At 59.9% G+C, this 15,865-nt stretch carries 15 protein-coding genes; 8 read left to right on the top strand and 7 right to left on the bottom strand.

The annotated features are described in order from the left end of the window. Nucleotides 1-37: 37 nt before the first annotated feature. The 4 genes from P9292_RS07795 to P9292_RS07780 all read left to right on the top strand — a co-directional run bounded on the left by P9292_RS07795 (nt 38) and on the right by P9292_RS07780 (nt 4,193). Complete coding sequence (locus tag P9292_RS07795) at nt 38-1,243, top strand: sugar transporter (RefSeq protein WP_284507870.1); 1,206 nt, start codon at nt 38-40, stop codon at nt 1,241-1,243. A 254-nt stretch (nt 1,244-1,497) separates the two neighbouring features. Next, nucleotides 1,498-1,995, top strand: coding sequence for a hypothetical protein (locus P9292_RS07790; RefSeq protein ID WP_250494719.1), 498 nt, complete (start codon nt 1,498-1,500; stop codon nt 1,993-1,995). Nucleotides 1,996-2,276: 281 nt separating this feature from the next. Continuing rightward, on the top strand, nt 2,277-3,161 hold the full coding sequence (locus P9292_RS07785; protein ID WP_309958489.1) for an alpha/beta hydrolase: 885 nt from the start codon (nt 2,277-2,279) through the stop codon (nt 3,159-3,161). A gap of 549 nt (nt 3,162-3,710) precedes the next feature. Further along, a complete protein-coding gene (locus P9292_RS07780) occupies nt 3,711-4,193 on the top strand; it encodes a 2OG-Fe(II) oxygenase (protein WP_250511205.1) in 483 nt (160 codons plus the stop codon). A 108-nt stretch (nt 4,194-4,301) separates the two neighbouring features. Here the strand turns inward: P9292_RS07780 and P9292_RS07775 are convergent, their stop codons facing one another. Then, nucleotides 4,302-5,654: an MFS transporter gene (locus P9292_RS07775; RefSeq protein WP_250527782.1), complete on the bottom strand. Its 1,353-nt coding sequence runs from the start codon at nt 5,652-5,654 to the stop codon at nt 4,302-4,304. Between the two features lie 321 nt (nt 5,655-5,975). Between P9292_RS07775 and P9292_RS07770 the strand changes: the two genes are divergently transcribed. Further along, the gene (locus P9292_RS07770; RefSeq protein WP_244830477.1) at nt 5,976-6,260 is read left to right on the top strand and encodes a type II toxin-antitoxin system Phd/YefM family antitoxin; all 285 of its coding nucleotides are present in this window, start codon (nt 5,976-5,978) and stop codon (nt 6,258-6,260) included. After that, the gene (locus P9292_RS07765) at nt 6,260-6,595 is read left to right on the top strand and encodes a type II toxin-antitoxin system RelE/ParE family toxin (protein ID WP_250468245.1); all 336 of its coding nucleotides are present in this window, start codon (nt 6,260-6,262) and stop codon (nt 6,593-6,595) included. Before P9292_RS07770 ends, P9292_RS07765 begins: the two co-directional genes overlap by 1 nt. 40 nt (nt 6,596-6,635) lie before the next feature. Here P9292_RS07765 and P9292_RS07760 read toward each other — a convergent pair whose 3' ends face one another. The 5 genes from P9292_RS07760 to P9292_RS07740 form a co-directional block, all read right to left on the bottom strand. After that, nucleotides 6,636-6,809 carry a hypothetical protein gene (locus tag P9292_RS07760; RefSeq protein WP_244830479.1) on the bottom strand — a complete coding sequence of 58 codons (174 nt, stop codon included), beginning with the start codon at nt 6,807-6,809 and terminating at the stop codon, nt 6,636-6,638. A 214-nt stretch (nt 6,810-7,023) separates the two neighbouring features. After that, nucleotides 7,024-8,394, bottom strand: coding sequence for an MFS transporter (locus tag P9292_RS07755; RefSeq protein ID WP_250494714.1), 1,371 nt, complete (start codon nt 8,392-8,394; stop codon nt 7,024-7,026). Between the two features lie 24 nt (nt 8,395-8,418). Beyond that, nucleotides 8,419-9,255: an enoyl-CoA hydratase-related protein gene (locus P9292_RS07750; RefSeq protein WP_309958488.1), complete on the bottom strand. Its 837-nt coding sequence runs from the start codon at nt 9,253-9,255 to the stop codon at nt 8,419-8,421. Nucleotides 9,256-9,300: 45 nt separating this feature from the next. After that, complete coding sequence (locus P9292_RS07745; RefSeq protein ID WP_309958487.1) at nt 9,301-10,518, bottom strand: CoA transferase; 1,218 nt, start codon at nt 10,516-10,518, stop codon at nt 9,301-9,303. Nucleotides 10,519-10,627: 109 nt separating this feature from the next. Continuing rightward, the gene (locus P9292_RS07740; protein ID WP_250527779.1) at nt 10,628-11,524 is read right to left on the bottom strand and encodes a LysR substrate-binding domain-containing protein; all 897 of its coding nucleotides are present in this window, start codon (nt 11,522-11,524) and stop codon (nt 10,628-10,630) included. Between the two features lie 376 nt (nt 11,525-11,900). Here P9292_RS07740 and P9292_RS07735 point away from each other — a divergent pair, with 376 nt between their 5' ends. Beyond that, nucleotides 11,901-12,419, top strand: coding sequence for a Dps family protein (locus tag P9292_RS07735; RefSeq protein WP_244830484.1), 519 nt, complete (start codon nt 11,901-11,903; stop codon nt 12,417-12,419). Between the two features lie 89 nt (nt 12,420-12,508). Here the strand turns inward: P9292_RS07735 and P9292_RS07730 are convergent, their stop codons facing one another. Next, complete coding sequence (locus P9292_RS07730; protein WP_250494711.1) at nt 12,509-13,183, bottom strand: HAD family hydrolase; 675 nt, start codon at nt 13,181-13,183, stop codon at nt 12,509-12,511. Nucleotides 13,184-13,716: 533 nt separating this feature from the next. On the opposite strand from P9292_RS07730, the gene P9292_RS07725 reads away from it, so the two are divergent. Then, nucleotides 13,717-15,270: a histidine kinase dimerization/phosphoacceptor domain -containing protein gene (locus tag P9292_RS07725; protein ID WP_309958486.1), complete on the top strand. Its 1,554-nt coding sequence runs from the start codon at nt 13,717-13,719 to the stop codon at nt 15,268-15,270. Nucleotides 15,271-15,865: the final 595 nt, after the last annotated feature.

Genomic DNA, 15,865 nt, shown 5'->3' with positions numbered 1-15,865 from the left:
CGTTACGCGACGACGCCCCTCGTCCTCGAGTTCCCTGATGCTCACGCACCATCTATCGTTTTTCAAGCGCCCTTGGTGGGGTGTCATGGCGCTGACTTTCGCGGCGTTCATCTTTAATACCACCGAATTCGTGCCCGTCGGTTTGCTTACCGCAATCGGTAACAGCCTGGACATGCGTCCGACCGACGTCGGCGTGGTGATGACCATTTACGCATGGACGGTGTCTGTCGCGTCATTACCGTTGACCTTGTTCGTCCGCGAAGTAGAACGCCGCACCCTGCTGATGCGCGTCTTTATCGTGTTCATACTCAGTCATATCGTGACTGGACTAGCGCCGAACTTCGAGATATTCGTACTGGGTAGAATCGGCATTGCGTTTGCGCATGCCGTCTTTTGGTCGATCTCCATCCCGCTCGTCGTGCGCCTGGTTCCACCGGACGGAGAGCGCCGTGCACTCGCGATGATATCGATCGGAACATCGGTCGCCATGGTGGCCGGTGTCCCCATCGGACGAGCGATAGGCGATACCTTCGGATGGCGCGCGACCTTCCAGATCATCGCAGGCGCAGCGGTGCTCGGCATGGGCGCGTTATGGTTGACGTTGCCAAAACTCGATAGCCAGGGTTCAGGTTCGTTGAACAGTCTGCCAAAGCTCCTCAAGACACCCGTGCTGGTTGCGCTCTTCGCGGTGACGGTTCTTACGGTCTGCGCGCACTTCACTTCCTACACTTATCTCGAACCGTTTGCTCGCGCCGTGACAGGCGCGAGCAATATCGAAGTGACATTTCTGCTGGTGCTGTTCGGTGCCGCGGGCGTTCCGGCCGCGGTCTGCTTCAGTCGCTTTTACGCCAACCGCCCGCGCCGGTTCCTGTTGTGGACCTTGTGTGCCCTTGCCGCTTGCTTGCTGTTGCTTTGGCCTTGCGGACAGTACGTCGGCACGCTGTCGATGCTCTTGCTGTTCTGGGGCGTGGCGATCATCTGCTTCGGGCTTGCCATGCAGGCACACGTGCTGCGACTGGCTCCGGATGCGGCGGACATAGCCATCTCGATGTTTTCCGCTCTGTACAATATAGGCATCGGAGCCGGCGCGCTGGTCGGAAAGTTCGTCGCGCGCGATGTCGGGCTAGCCTGGATCGGAATGTTCGGCGCAGCGGTCGCCGTGCTTGGCGCGGTAGTGTGTTGGCTCGCGTTCATGGCGGCACGTCGTGGCACGCGGCGCGCTGCGCCCTTGTTGACTCACTAGCGAGCCGCGTGGTCGGGCGTGGTTGGTCGGATGTCATCCGACCCGTGTCGACTTTCGTGAACCGCACGTCTTGCAAGAGCATCGAATACTCGAGGCCGGTGAGTGTTCCTTGCGACAAAGAAATCGAATAGGCGCGCTCCCGCGCGTGCATCTGAGTAACTGGCTTCGATCGTCGTTCTTGCGCGCCTGCGTCGCACGAATCGTCGGGACGAAACAGCATTGGAAGTCGCAAACAAAGAGGCTATTAGCAGCACATGGATATCTTTTATCACGCGCCAAGTTTCGAGCAGAACGTCAAGAACGGGCTGGTTGGTTCGATTGGCTCCAGCAGCGCCAAACTGGTCACGCTCTCCCAGCGGCTGCCCAAGCGGATCTGGGTCTTCAAGACGCCGAGAGGTTTGAAGGGCTCTATTCAGTTGCTCGCGTCACTGCTCGTTTGCGATGAACCCAGCGTCGCGGTGCAGTCCGACCAACCGCACATGGTCTTCTACGACGTGTTTTCGCCTGAATCCGTGATTTTTACGGAGTCAGGGACGCCCGAGCGCATCGAAGAAGTCTCGGGGTACTTCCAATACCGGTGGCATGCCGCCTTCAGCGCCAGTTTTAGAGGCGACGTGGGACTGCAGGCTATGGAAGCCGATGTCGTGCGAGGACTGGAGGCACTGGTTTCCGGTTGGGAAAGAGTACAGATGCTCGAACGTGTGAAGAACGTCGATAGCGTTCGGCCTATCAATCCCTTCGCGCCGCGCTGAACAGTCGGAAGCCAGCCGTTACGCTTGGTGTAACCGAATACGCCGTGCGACGAAGCACACGGCACATCCGTGATGGTGGTCGTGGCACGGCGGCCGCCGGCGTCCGCCTTCAGCCGCCTGTTTATTCTTCTCCTAACCCGAACAGTGCATTCTGCGCCGGGGTGATTCCGCAAGAAGCGCAAACGCTGCAGTATGGCTTCAGGCCGCTGCAGACCGGTTCCGAGCGAAACAAGTGCTCGCCGGGACGCGGCGCCATAACCACTCCTTGTTCGGGATACACCATGACCGCGATTCCTGTCATTCGATACCAGTCCGAGAATATCGATGGGCTCAACGTGTTCTACAGAGAAGCGGGGCCTTCTGAAGCCCCCGTGGTGCTGCTGTTGCACGGCTTTCCCACGTCCTCGCATATGTTCCGCAATCTCATTCCCATCCTGGCCGAAAAGTATCACGTAGTCGCGCCCGATTACCCGGGCTTCGGTCAGAGCGATGCGCCCGATCACACGGTCTTCAAGTACGGCTTTCAGCACTATGCTGAAATCGTCGATGCGTTGCTCAAGCGTCTTGGCATCGACCGCTTTGCAATGTACGTGATGGACTATGGCGCGCCGGTGGGATACCGCCTCGCGCTCATGGACCCGGCGCGGGTGACGGGGCTCATCGTTCAGAACGGCAACGCGTATGTCGAAGGGCTGCGTGAATTCTGGAACCCGATCAAAGCGTATTGGGCAGACAATTCGGTCAAGAATCGCGAAGCGCTGCACAGTCTCGTGACGCTGGACACGACGATTTTTCAATACACGGACGGCGTTTCGGATGTATCGAGAATCAGCCCGGATAACTGGATTCACGATCAGGCGCTGCTCGACCGGCCCGGCAACCGCGAAATCCAGATGGACCTCTTTCTGGACTATGGGACGAACGTGCCGCTCTATCCTGAGTTTCAGGCGTTCTTCCGTGAGCATCGGCCTCCGACCATCATCGTGTGGGGCAAGAACGACAAGATCTTCCCGGAAGAAGGCGCGCATCCTTATCTGCGGGATCTTCCGGATGCGCAAATACACATTCTCGACACGGGACACTTCGCGCTGGAAGACAAGCTCGACGAGATGGCGCCACTCTTGATCGATTTTCTCGATCGCTCGCTCGGGCGATCGAAGACGTAGTAAGCGGGCAGATACCGCAAAGCGCGACGTGACCGCCGCAACCATCGTCCGTCGCGCGCTTGGTACCGAAAGTGTCCCATTCAAAATGTCGACGCTGCGTATAGGACGTCCGCAAGAACTTCGCTCGCGCAGCAACGGTCGAATCGGTCTCACTCGTGTAGACTGCGCCGTGATCTCGACAGATCGGCTGCCTCGACGCGGCTTATCCCGCCGGGTCCGGCGTGTGTCGATATCCGCGTTCGACGCGACCATCGACGCTAAATGGTCTCGAACAACCGGTAGCAGGCCGGAGCGATTACTCTTTCGAGCCGCCAGCGCAAGAACAAATAAAAAAGGGCATCTCTGGAACACCCCCTGACTGAAGCGCAAGTCCAATCTTCGAATAATGATTGGATATGCGAAGCCGCATGTGACGACGTAACCGACGTCTCGACGAATTCCCGATCCGGCGAATTCGATACTGCGACCGGCGCACTCGCCGTCAATGGCTGGTGTGTCGTGCCAGATTTTCTGACACAACCTCAGACACAGGCATTGGCGACCGAATGCATGGCGATGTATGCAGCTCAGTTGCTGACACCCGCCCGTGTGGGCGCTAAACGCGCGGCCACGCTCTTGCGCGGCGACAGTACGCGCTGGTTCCAGCCCGATGCGTTGAGTCCGCGGCAGCAGACGTTCGCCGATCGCATCGAAGCGCTGCAAATGGCGCTCAACCGCGAACTGTTTCTAGGCCTGGTCGATAGCGAATCACACTACGCGGTGTATCGGCCAGGTACCGGATACACACGTCATCTCGATTGCCTGCGCAATAACGACAGCCGCGTGATTTCCGCCGTGTTCTATCTCAACGAAGCGTGGCAGGACGTCGAAGGCGGCGCACTGCGGCTCTACCTTGCCGATCAGACACATCACGACGTCTTTCCACGCGCCGGGACGCTGCTGTTGTTTCTCTCGGCACACTTCGAACACGAGGTACTGCCCGCGACGCGCGATCGCTTGAGCATCGCGTGCTGGATGAGGCAACGAGTGTGACGCTGGCGGCACGCAAGCCACGTTCATACGTTCGCTGGCGGCCGCATGACTGAACGAACGATAGCGAGCGGCCCGGGCCCTCGCTATCGTTGTCCTGCTTCTACGCTTTTACGCTTCGTGACTGAGCGCGGCAGGCGGAATCGGGCCGCGTACGAGCAACCAATAGCCGATCACCGCAACAGCGGCAACGCCCGCTCCCACGAACAGCGCGGGCTGGAACGAATGCGTCTTTTGCACGATGAAGCCCGTGACCACCGGCGCCAGCGCCCCGCCGAAGTAGCCGCCGAAGTTCTGCATCGCGCCGATCGACGCGGTGCAGTTGGCGGGCGCGGCAACGGACGCCGTCGCCCAGGCTGCACTGCTCGATACATACAGAAGCAACATCGAGATGGAGATGAACACGACGGCCAGCGTCGCGCTGTGCGTGAGGCCCGTTAGAATCGTGAAGACGCAGACACCGAAAAGCGATGCGGCCATCGGGTATTTCCGGCTGTTGACCGCCGATACGCCGCGCCGCGCAAGCACGTCGCAGATCTTTCCGCCGGACAAACTACCCACCACGCCGAAGAGATACGGAACGGCCGCCACCCATCCCGACTTCGAGATGGTGAGATGAAATTCCATTTGCAGGTACGTCGGCAGCCATGCGTTGTAAAGCCACAAGACGTAGATCGTGCCGAAGAAACCCAGCAGCATGCCCCACGTCGTTCCGAACTCCAACAGACGGCGCCACTCGCGCCACGTCGGGCGGGTCTGCACTTCGCCATCGACATCGGTCAGATAGGCGCGCTCCCGATGCGTCAGGTCGACCTGACGCGGGTCGCGATGCACGAGGTAGAAGCACAGCGCCACGACGAGGCCCGCGATACCCATGATGCCGAACATCCATCGCCATCCGACAGTCAACATGACGACCGTGAGCAAGGGCGCCGATATGGCGGTGCCGAGCGTCGACGAGCTGTTCCAGATGCCCGTGGCGGCACCGCGCTCTTTCTTGCCGAACCAGTCACGAACGACTTTGGCGCTCGTCGGAAATTGCGGCGCCTCGCCTATGCCGAGCACCATGCGCGCCGCGAAGAACTGAGCGAAACTGGTCACGACGCCGCCGAACGCTTGCGCTATCGACCACATCGCAAGGCTTACAGAAAGCATGACACGCGCACCGAAGCGATCGACCAGCGCACCCGCCGGGAGTTGCGCAAAGGCATAAGCCCATAGAAACGCCGACAGCAACAAACCCATTTCCCCGACCGAAAGGCCGAGATCCTGCCGGATAAGCGGATTCGCAATGGACAGCGTCGCGCGGTCGATGTAATTGATGACTCCGCTCAGGAGCAGCAAAGCAAGTGCGGTACGCTGAATTCGCCGCACTCTCGGTGAAGCCTGGTCATTCGATGCCATGCTCTCAGCATCGCCAAGGTCGGATTCCGGGACATGCGGCGCCGTGGTGGATTGCTCCATGTATCTGTCTCCTGGATGTTTGGTTTTATCAGCGAAGCCGTTTTTTAGATCCGAACGCGAGCAATACTGCATTGGACTGACGCACGATAGCTCCGCCTTAATTAGAAATCCAATCAATTTGCGCGTGATGTGGCCCGGGGAAAACCCGCCTTCTGCCTTGGATCGAGGCGTGCATGTAACGGCAGCCGCCACATGGTTACCGCGCGCGCGCCGTAGTTCGGTTACCGCGCGCGCGCCGTAGTTGTAGCAGCAACGGCCGTTGCCACCAGACTGAAATTGGTCTATATTTAGTCTCGTTCAACCTGTAGAACGGAGTATCCGATGCACATTGCCGATCATGTGAAGCCGATCAGCTATTTAAAGAGCGAAGCGGCACAAATCGTCAAGGACCTTGCCGAGTCGGGCGAGCCGCTAATCATCACGCAGAACGGCGAAGCAAAGCTCGTGGTGCAGGATGTGCGAACGTACGAAGCCGCCCAGCAGACACTCGCCATGTTGAAAATTCTGGCAATCGGTCAAAAGCAGATCGAACGCGAGGATTATGTCGAAGGCGATGCATTCTTTTCGGAACTCGACGGATTGGACCGCGAGGAAAGGCTTCGTTGATGCCGGCGCTGTTGAAGTACCGGGTGTTGCCGACAGCCCGAATCGGCATCGAGGAACTGAGAAGTTATATCGTCCGTACTTTCGGCTGGGAAACGTGGCGTCAGACCTCCGCGCACTTGCAGGAGACGATCACGCAAATCCGCCAGTTCCCCGAGAGCGGCCATATTCCGGTTGAACTCGAAGGTTTCGTCGACGACACTTTCCGGCAAGTCATTTCCGGCAAGAACCGAATTGTCTATCAGGTGCGCGAAGGCGTTCTGTACATCCATCTCGTCTGCGACACGCGACGCGATCTGCAAGCACTCCTTCAGCGAATCGTGCTGCGGCTGATCTAAACCTAGTGGTACCGCACGTCCAAGGACGTGCGCGCGCCACTTAATTGCCGGCATCGTCCGTGGATGAGGCCTCGTCCTTCGTTTCCTCGTGCTTTATATGCGGCTTCTTTCCGGGCTGCGGCGCGTGTTCCGCGTCCGGCGCGATGTCTTCGCCGTGATGTTTCTTTTCCTGCTGCACTTTTTTGTCGTGCGCGACGTTACGGGGATCGGTCATGGATTGTCTCAACGGTTGGTTCGACTTGGCCGCTCAAGTTCGCGACACCGAAAAGGCAGCGCAGATTCCGGGCCAGCTACCGGCGCGAAGCTTGGCGACGCGTTCCGTTGAGCTGCCAGTTCGCATCGAGAAATTTGCCCGCGGTTGGCGAATCGAGCGCACAGGCGCCGAAGCACTTCGAATCCGCGCCGATGTGAGCCACGGCCGTGTCGGCTCAGCGCGTGGTCAGCGTCTTCGCATTGGCATGCGCCGGCATGTCGTTGCCGCGCACGGCTCTCATCCGCGCATCCTGCCTTAGGCCCCAGATCCATGTCACAGCGAGACAGGGCAGGAGCGAAGCGATCGAATAGCCGACGCCCGCAAGCGGGTTGCCGGTCAGATTGACGAGCGCGAGGCTGATCAAAGGCAGAAACCCGCCGAACACCACGTTGCCGAGTTGTTGTGCAAGGCCGAACCCGGTCGTGCGGCTCTGCGGAGGAAAACACTCGGCGACGAACGCAGGCAGTGGCGCCATGATCATCGCGGTCAGCACGGCGAGTACGGCGATCAGCAGCGAGACGGAGATCCACTGCGACGACGCCGCGCTGGCCCTGATGCCCGCAAACGCCGGATAGACAGCCGCGATCCACATGACGATGCCGATCAGCATCACGCGCGCGCGCCCGATGAGATCCGACAATCGGCCGAACACCGGATAGAGCGGCGCGGCGATCAAGATGCCGGCGCCGAGACACACGTTGGCCTGTGTCGGTTCGACTTTGAGGACGTTCTGCAAGAAATAAAGCATGTAGACGATCGAGGTGTACAGCGACACCGAGGTGCCGCCTTGCGCGCCGAACATCGCCACCAGAATGGCTTTCCAGGACGTTCTGCTCGACAGTGTCTCCTGCAAGGGCCGCTTCGACAGCCGGCCTGCGTCGCGCATCTCCGTGAATACTGGCGTCTCCGTCATGCCGAGCCGTATCCACGTGGCGACGGCCACGATCGGCGCGGAGATCAAAAACGGCGCCCGCCATCCCCACGATTCGAAGCTGGCCGTATCGAGCGAAAGCTTCAGGGCCGAGACAACGACGAGCGCAAGTAGCAAACCGATGCTCGCCGTGCTCTGCAAGACGCTGGTCGCCATGCCCTTGCGGCCTTCCGGGGCATGCTCCATGACGTACACGACAGCCGAACCATACTCGCCGCCGAGCGCGACGCCCTGCACGATGCGCAATGTGAGCAGCGCGATGGGCGCGGCAATGCCAGCAGATGCATAGGTAGGCAAACAACCGATGCCGACGGTGGCAATTCCCATGATCGCGAGCGTGATGACGAAGGTCTTCTTGCGTCCGATGCGGTCGGCCATCGGACTGAAGATCACGGTGCCCAGCGGGCGGGCCACATACGCGATGCCGAACGTGGCAACGCCGGCCAGCGCCGCGACGGACTTGTCCGTGGAAGGAAGGAACAGATGCGTGAGCGTCGCCGTCAGCGCGACGTAGACGAAGAAGTCGTAATACTCGAGCATCGTTCCGAGACTGGATGTCACGATTATGCGCAACATGCCGGGCCGACCATGCACCTTGCCTGATTCTTTGTTCATGTGTGTCTCCTCCAGTTGGTCATGTCAGGCGGCGCCGCCTTCGCCGCGCGGCGCCTTTCGTCGGGCCTGCTGCTCGATGAATGCCGACACCGCCTGCTTGTGCTCGTTTCCGCACAGCAAGATGGCCTGCATGTTCGCCGCCAATTCGAGCGCGGCGGGCAACGTACAGTGCGACGACTCGCGCACCAGCTTCTTCGACATACGCAGCGCGAGCGGCGGACTGCCGGCAATGCGCCGCGCAAGCGCGAGCGCTTCGCTATCCAGCATGTCGTCGGGATAGACGTTCGCGACGATACCGAGCCGCCTGGCCTCGTCGGCATCGATGAATTCGCTGGTCAGCGTCAGTTCGAGCGCCTTCGCAGGTCCCACGATGCGTGACAGAAACCACGCGCCGCCGATACCGGAAACCAGGCCCAGTCGAAGGAAGCTCTCGGCGAAGACCGCGCGCGCGCCGGCGACCCGGATATCGCACATCAGCGCCAGGTCGCAGCCTGCGCCAACCGCCGCGCCGTTCACCGCGCAGATCGACGGCACCTCCATTTCGCCGAGCGCGCGCGTGATCCGGTGCAGACTCGTACGCAGGCGTTCACGCACTTGCTCGACGCCGCCGTCCATCAGATCCTTGCCGCTGTGCATGTCCTTGACGTTTCCGCCCGTGCAGAAATGCCTCGACGACGATCGCAGCAGCAGGCAGTGCACATCGGCCCTGCGATCGACGGTTTCGAGCACATCCGATAACGCTTCGGTCATTGCCACCGTGAGGGCGTTGCCATTCGCGGCGCCATCGAGCGTGACGTTCATCACGCCTTCGTCGACTGTGTAGCGCACGAGCGGCGCATCGCCGCGTTCCATGTCCTGCATGGTCTGTCTCCTGAGGTAAATGCGTTCTTGTCCGACGCCGCGCGCCTACGTCGTACCGGCATGCGCCGCGCTCGCGCGTATTACGCCGGCGTTCAGCAACGCAGCGATTTCCTCTTCCGCGATGCCGTAAAACCCCAGCATGTCGAGCGTGTGCTGACCCGTCGTCGGGGCGGGCGTCTCGTCGGACGGGGCTGAATCGGATGGCCCGAGCGCGAAGCCGTGGGTCTGCATACGGCCCGCGACCGGATGCTCGACCGTGCGGGCAATGCAGCTCTCGCGATACTCCGTCGTCTCTATGACCTCGCGATACGTGGTGACGGGCGCGCAGAGAATATCTCTAGCCGAAAGCAGGTCGATCCACTCGTCTGTGCTCCGCCGGGCGAAATGCGCGTCCAGAATCGTGTGAAGTTCCGCACGGTGACGCACGCGGGCGTCGTTGGTGGCGAAACGCGCATCCGCTTCGAGGCCGGGCGCATCGAGCAACTCGCACAACGCACTCCAGCGGCCGGGATGGTAGGCCACGACCATCATCCATCCGTCGCGGGTGCGGAAGGCTTCGTTTGGGCACGCATACGGCGCCGCGCTGCCGACTTTCTCCGGGTCCGCTCCTGACGCAAAGAACGCCGCGAAGCTGATCTGCTGCAGCATCAGCGTTGCGTTGTAGAGGCTCACGTCCAGGTGTTGCCCCGTTCCGTTCAGGCGCGCCGTGTGCAACGCGCCCAGCACGGCGATCGTGGCGAGATAGCCGCCCATCATGTCGGCTACCGGCACCGGCACTTTCAGCGGATCGCCGTGCGCCGTCCCGAGCGTGCTCATGAGTCCGCTCACGGCCTGTATCACGCCATCGACGCCGGGCCGCTTCGTGTTCTCGCCGCGTTGACCGAATGCCGAGATCGAGCAATAGACGAGTTTCGGATTGGCGGCGCGCAGCGCCTCGTAGTCGAGGCCCAGCGACGCCATGACGCCCGGCCGAAAATTCTCGACGAGCACGTCCGCGCGGCGCGCCATGGTCGCGACGGTCCGCCGCCCGGCGTCGGTCTTGAGATCGATGGCAAGGCTGAACTTGCCGCGATTGACGCTCATGAACGTCGGGCTCACGCCGTTCTGCCACGGCGGCCCTATCTGCCTGCCGATTTCGCCGCCAGGCGGCTCGATCTTGACGACGTGCGCGCCGAGGTCGGCGAGCGTCATCGAACAGACCGGTCCCGCCAGCACATGCGAAAAGTCGAGGACGCGCACGCCTTTCAAGCTATCTCGAATCATTGTCGTGGTCCTGTCTCCGGGTCCGACGTTGCGTCGAACCATGGCGCAGATTAGAGCCGCGCCATCACCGGAACAATCGACTTTTTCGAAACGAGGCTTTGAGTTTTTGTTAAGAGGTGCCGCTAGTCTGGACGAGCGAGATCAACCAGTCGCGGAAGGTCGTCAAGGCTGCGGAAGGACGGCGCGTGGCGGCCCACGCGAAGTAATAGGTATACGCGCCACGGTCGAGCTCGAAGCGAAATGGCGCGACCAACTGGCCGCTGTCGAGTTCGGCCCGGACCAGCGCTTTTTGCGCGATTGCCACGCCATGACCTTCGATTGCGGCCTGATACGCCAGCAGTGAGGTTTCATAGCGCATTTCGCGACGGCGCCCATCGAGCGGGAAGCCCGCCGCCTTCATCCACAGCGCCCAGTCGTCGGCGCGCGCGAGCGAATGCAGGAGCGTCTCGCCTTGCAACCTGCCGCGCGCACGGGTCTTGCGCGATGGCGCGGCGACGGGCACGAGTTCATTGGGAATGAGCCTTTGTGCGGAAAGACCGGGCCACTTGCCGTCGCCGAGCTGGATGCCGCCGTCTATATCCTCACGCTCGAAATTGAGCGGTGCCGACGACGTGGTGAGTTGGACATCGACGTCCTCATGCTGGCGATGAAAACTGGCAAGCCGCGGTATGAGCCAGCGCACCGCGAACGTCGCGGGGCATCGAATCTTGAGCACCTGCGAGCGCCGCCCTGCCCCGCGGATACTGTCGGTTGCCTGGCGCAGTCCTTCGAAAAACGGCATGAGTTCGGCGAGATAGCGCGCGCCCGCCGAAGTCAGTTCGAGCCTGCCCCTGACGCGCTCGAACATTTCCACGCCAAGAAACCCTTCCAGCGCTTTTACTTGCCGGCTGACGGCCGCCGGTGTCACGGCGAGTTCGTTCGCCGCTTTCGAGACGCTCAGAAGACGTCCGGTAGCTTCGAAAGCGCGTATCGAATTCAGAGAAGGCAGCAGCGCGGGACGGTCCATGAACTTCTGCGTGATTTACGGAGGTTCTAATACTGACGTAAAAGCGCGGCTAATGCACTCCGTCTGCGGCGGTACTTCAAGTGGCTAATGCAACCTCGTTTTAACTTCTTGATGATGTAATCGGAATATTCGTCGCGCCGGATGAACACGGTATCAATAACTCGTCGTCTTCTTTGGATTGAACGCCTCAAGCAGCGGCGACAATGGCCCGCTCTGATTTTGGTGATTAACCGTCTCACGGCATACGCGTTCCATGCCGACTCCTCGAAATCGAGTCGCCACGCTTCTTATGTTCGGGAGATTGGCAGCCGGTTGGGTACGTCGTTTGCGCCATGGCTCCTGCAAGACGACACTAAACACTTTCCTGGAGTTAAAGATGGCAACGACGGACTCGAATCGCGCTGGCGAAAAGAACCTGACCACCCCGACCGACCTCGGCAACGACGCCCGCACGGAGGTGTCCGCAGGATTGACCCAACTTCTCGCGGACGTCTTCTCCTTGTTCGTCAAAACGAAGAACTTCCATTGGCATGTAAGCGGTCCGCACTTTCGCGATTACCACCTTTTGCTCGACGATCAAGCCGCCTTGGTCTTCGCGATGATCGATCCGGTCGGAGAACGCGCTCGTAAGCTGGGCGGAACGACCTTGCGCTCGATTGGGCAAATCGCCTCGCTCAAACGACTAGGTGACAACGATGAGGCGTTCGTCGCGCCCGAAGCAATGCTGGATGAATTGCGCCAAGATAACGAACTGCTGATCAAATTCATGCGTGAACTCCACGAACTTTGCGACGACAAGGATGACGTGGCAACGGCGAGCCTGCTCGAGAACTGGATCGATCAGACCGAAGAACGGGTGTGGTTTCTCTTCGAAACGACTCGTCATACGCGCTGAGTCCTCGGGGAAAAGCACGGTCGCACGTGCCGGCGCATGGTGCGACAGGGCATGGACGCGACCGTTAGCCTGTTTCCGCCTGGCTTCGTTCACTTATCTGGATGGGTTGCAAGCTCGCTCATGTGAGCCAGCATATCGGCGGGGTCGACGAATACGTGCAAGGCCCCTGCCCGCTGCAGTTCGGCCTCGCCCACACCGCCCGACTGCAGCCCTATTCCGTAGGCATGGCAACGGCGCGCGCCAAGCAAGTCCCAAGTGCTGTCTCCGACGACATAGCTGTATTCGATTGCAACACCTAGCTGCTTGGCTGCGGCCATGAACACGTCCGGCTCCGGCTTGCCATGCTCGACTTCGCTGCTGGTTGCAACCACGGCCGTTTTGGCATCGATGCCCAGCTTTTCGAGGTTTGCCGCAGTTGCTTCCGGGCTTCCGCTGGTTGCGATGGCCCACGGTATATCGGCCTTGGTCAAGGCTGCAAGCAACGCCTGCGCACCCGGCAGAGGCAAGATCTGCGGTGACAGTTCCTTCAACAGTTCGCCCTGCCGACGCTTTACGCGATCAATGCAGTCCGCCGACGTTTCGCCAGCGATCTCCCGAAAAATCTGCGCTGCGAACAGTTCGCTACTCATCCCGATTTTTCGATGGATTCTCGATCCAGGCAGCGCAAGGCCCTCGCTCGCAAGCGCTTCGGTCCAGGCGGAGACGTGTTGGTAGACGCTGTCGACGAGCGTTCCATCGAGATCGAAGATAAAGGCCGTTTTCATCGTTTATTCCTGAAGCATGCCGGTTGACTGAAAAGCTACTTGGATATGCGAACACGTGACGGGCTGCGCCTCTCCTTCCTTCCTGTCGAGATCCGACATGACCCGCGCACGCGGGCGGGCGGGCGCTTGCAGTTTGCCGATGTTGACTAGCGTCGAAGTGTGAGTTGAGCCGTTTTCCCGGATGCTAGATGTTCGGCATCCTTAGGTCCAACCCCAAAGGCTCACGCTTGCCAGGGGTCTTCCCTAACGCTGCGCACGATGGATGCCTGAGCATGCGTCACAACTGCTATCCACTCCGATTTGCTCGGCGCGCTGCTAAAAATGCGGCATTCATTCGCCTTGAGGTTGCGCGTGACGGTCGCTTTCATTGACAATCACCAAGCCACTCGTCGAGCCGCGTCCGGGCCGTCGATCGAAAAGTTATTCAGGAGATGGAGGTTTGACCCCAGAATACACACTGCCGCGATAGCGTCCGGCATGCATACCGCCTTCAAAAAGACTGTTCGAGCAGACTGATCTCGTCGAGGAAAGACATGGCCCCGAATTCGCAGCGAACGCCGGCGTCGGTATCGTCGAAGCTGGTTGCACAACGTCTGCGCAAGCAACAGGAGCTGGCAGTTGCGTTTGGCGCCACGGCTTTCGGGTTGCTTCACTTCCCTAAGATTCTCGACGAGGCATGCCGGGTCCTGTCCGAGGGAATGAATGCGCAGCATACAAAAGTGCTGCGCTACGTCGCCTCAAATCACACGCTCATCATGACGGCGGGTATTGGATGGGACGACGAGGATTGGCTCATTGCAGTGGAAGCAGAAGCGAGTAATCCTGCTGGCGCGGCGTTCCTCACGCGCCGCATCGTCGTAAGCGGCGACATCGACGTGGACAAGCGATTTAACGTTCCTCCAATCATGGCCCGGCATGGACTCAAAAGCGCGATCAATGTCCCGATTCAAGGTATGGGAGAGCCGTTCGGCATTCTCGAGGTGGATAGCACGCATAGCCATGCTTTTGCCGACGTCGACGCGGTGTTCATTTCGGCTATCGCCAACATCATTTCCTTCTGCCGGGAACAGAGCCTGGCCGAGGACGGACTCGGCGCGGCACAACGCTTTTCACCTCAACTCGTGGGTGCGAGTTCCGACTGCGTGTTGCTGGTGACGACGGACGGAAAAATCGAATTTGCCAACGAAGCCTGCCAATCCGCATTTGCATTCGAGGAAGGCTACAACCTCGTCGGGGCTGCTCACACCGCGTTATGGCACGACGATGACCAAGCACGCATTGCACAGGCCGTTCGCGCAGCCATTGCAGGGAAGTCCACGCGCGTCGATGGGCGCAGCGCGTCTGCCATCATCGGCGACGAGCAGTCGTGGGATGTATCCATTTCCCCCGTGCTCAATGAGCACGGCGCCATTACCGGCGCGTTGATGGTGCTGCGGAACATCACGGAATGGCGCTCGCATGAAGACGCGCTCGTCAAGATGGTCTCATCGCAGGAAGCCAGGCTGGAAGACTCGGCTCTGGCAATCAAGGAAGTGCATCATCGCGTCCGCAATAGTCTCCAGTTGGTGCAGACTCTTCTCTCGCTGCAAGCAAGTTTGGCAGCAGACGCAACCGTCAAGCATCAACTCCAGGCAGCGGCCACGCGAGTGGATTGCATTGGATCGGTACATGAGCGTTTGTATTCGACTGATAACGCCTTGAAAACCGATGCGCAGGATTACCTAAGCGGCGTGGTCGATCACATAGCCGAATTAGACCCAGGCAGATCGATCTCGGTCGATGCGAGAGGCGTCTCGTTGAGCGAGACGCAGATGACCACATTGGGACTCGTCGTGGCTGAAATGACGATGAACGCGTTGAAGTACGGTCGTGGGCATATCCATGTGGGTCTGACGGACGAGACGGGTTATCTGACGTTAGTGGTCGAGGATGAAGGCAACGGATTTCCAGAGAATTTTCCTACGCCTAGCGGGACCGGTCTCGGAATGCGCTTGATTCAGAGGTTCAGTGGCGCGTCTGGAGGCAGCGTCCGGGTCGACAGGTCGGTTTCGTTTAGTCGACTGGTTGTAACGTTCACCAAGAGGTGATGGGCGACAGGCCAGCGATGGATCGAGAGCGCAACGCTGCTCTTAGCGATGGTGTGAAATTCCTCATCGGCCGTCGATTGTCACAGCGAACGCGGTATGCCAAACCAGCGCGCCGCCAACGACGCTCGCAGCAGCGCCGTGGTCCCGGACCTGCTAGCTTGCATGCCATGACAACGCAATTGTCCGAGCTTTCCTGACGTGCATTGTTTGGTCGCGCACAGAGTCCTGAACCCGCACGCGTAATATTCCGTAAGCATCTATTTAGCGCGGAGCCGATTGGACGAATGCCGTATTGCGGATTCGGTCCACTACGCGCGTCGAGATTCAATAAAACAAAGCGAGCATGCCCGCGGTCCACCGACTGTGAGTGTACGTGCGCGTATAAAGATTTCACCGGGGGTGTCGCTGTTTCATGACACGTCACTAAACTAAAAGAACTCATTCTGACCAAATGCAATCGTCAATTCTTGCCAAGCCTCCCAATGCGGACGAGACAAGACTTTCTGCGCCAGATAAGTCCATTAACGAATCGACACTCCGTGGATTGGCAGGTAAAGATCGACAAAGCTCCAAGCCGTCCGCTTTGCCAGAAAGA

Origin of the sequence: Caballeronia sp. LZ001 (genome assembly GCF_031450875.1) — a bacterium.
In the GTDB taxonomy this organism is placed as follows: Bacteria; Pseudomonadota; Gammaproteobacteria; order Burkholderiales; family Burkholderiaceae; genus Caballeronia.
The sequence above is the reverse complement of the archived record's forward strand: the minus strand, read 5'-3'. Positions and strand labels throughout refer to the sequence as shown.

Excerpts from the sequence above, each read along its gene's own strand:
- P9292_RS07795 (WP_284507870.1), top strand. The coding sequence starts at position 38 with ATGCTCACGCACCATCTATCGTTTTTCAAGCGCCCTTGGTGGGGTGTC.
- P9292_RS07790 (WP_250494719.1), top strand. The coding sequence starts at position 1,498 with ATGGATATCTTTTATCACGCGCCAAGTTTCGAGCAGAACGTCAAGAAC.
- P9292_RS07785 (WP_309958489.1), top strand. The coding sequence starts at position 2,277 with ATGACCGCGATTCCTGTCATTCGATACCAGTCCGAGAATATCGATGGG.
- P9292_RS07780 (WP_250511205.1), top strand. The coding sequence starts at position 3,711 with ATGGCGATGTATGCAGCTCAGTTGCTGACACCCGCCCGTGTGGGCGCT.
- P9292_RS07775 (WP_250527782.1), bottom strand. The coding sequence starts at position 5,654 with ATGGAGCAATCCACCACGGCGCCGCATGTCCCGGAATCCGACCTTGGC.
- P9292_RS07770 (WP_244830477.1), top strand. The coding sequence starts at position 5,976 with ATGCACATTGCCGATCATGTGAAGCCGATCAGCTATTTAAAGAGCGAA.
- P9292_RS07765 (WP_250468245.1), top strand. The coding sequence starts at position 6,260 with ATGCCGGCGCTGTTGAAGTACCGGGTGTTGCCGACAGCCCGAATCGGC.
- P9292_RS07760 (WP_244830479.1), bottom strand. The coding sequence starts at position 6,809 with ATGACCGATCCCCGTAACGTCGCGCACGACAAAAAAGTGCAGCAGGAA.
- P9292_RS07755 (WP_250494714.1), bottom strand. The coding sequence starts at position 8,394 with ATGAACAAAGAATCAGGCAAGGTGCATGGTCGGCCCGGCATGTTGCGC.
- P9292_RS07750 (WP_309958488.1), bottom strand. The coding sequence starts at position 9,255 with ATGCAGGACATGGAACGCGGCGATGCGCCGCTCGTGCGCTACACAGTC.
- P9292_RS07745 (WP_309958487.1), bottom strand. The coding sequence starts at position 10,518 with ATGATTCGAGATAGCTTGAAAGGCGTGCGCGTCCTCGACTTTTCGCAT.
- P9292_RS07740 (WP_250527779.1), bottom strand. The coding sequence starts at position 11,524 with ATGGACCGTCCCGCGCTGCTGCCTTCTCTGAATTCGATACGCGCTTTC.
- P9292_RS07735 (WP_244830484.1), top strand. The coding sequence starts at position 11,901 with ATGGCAACGACGGACTCGAATCGCGCTGGCGAAAAGAACCTGACCACC.
- P9292_RS07730 (WP_250494711.1), bottom strand. The coding sequence starts at position 13,183 with ATGAAAACGGCCTTTATCTTCGATCTCGATGGAACGCTCGTCGACAGC.
- P9292_RS07725 (WP_309958486.1), top strand. The coding sequence starts at position 13,717 with ATGGCCCCGAATTCGCAGCGAACGCCGGCGTCGGTATCGTCGAAGCTG.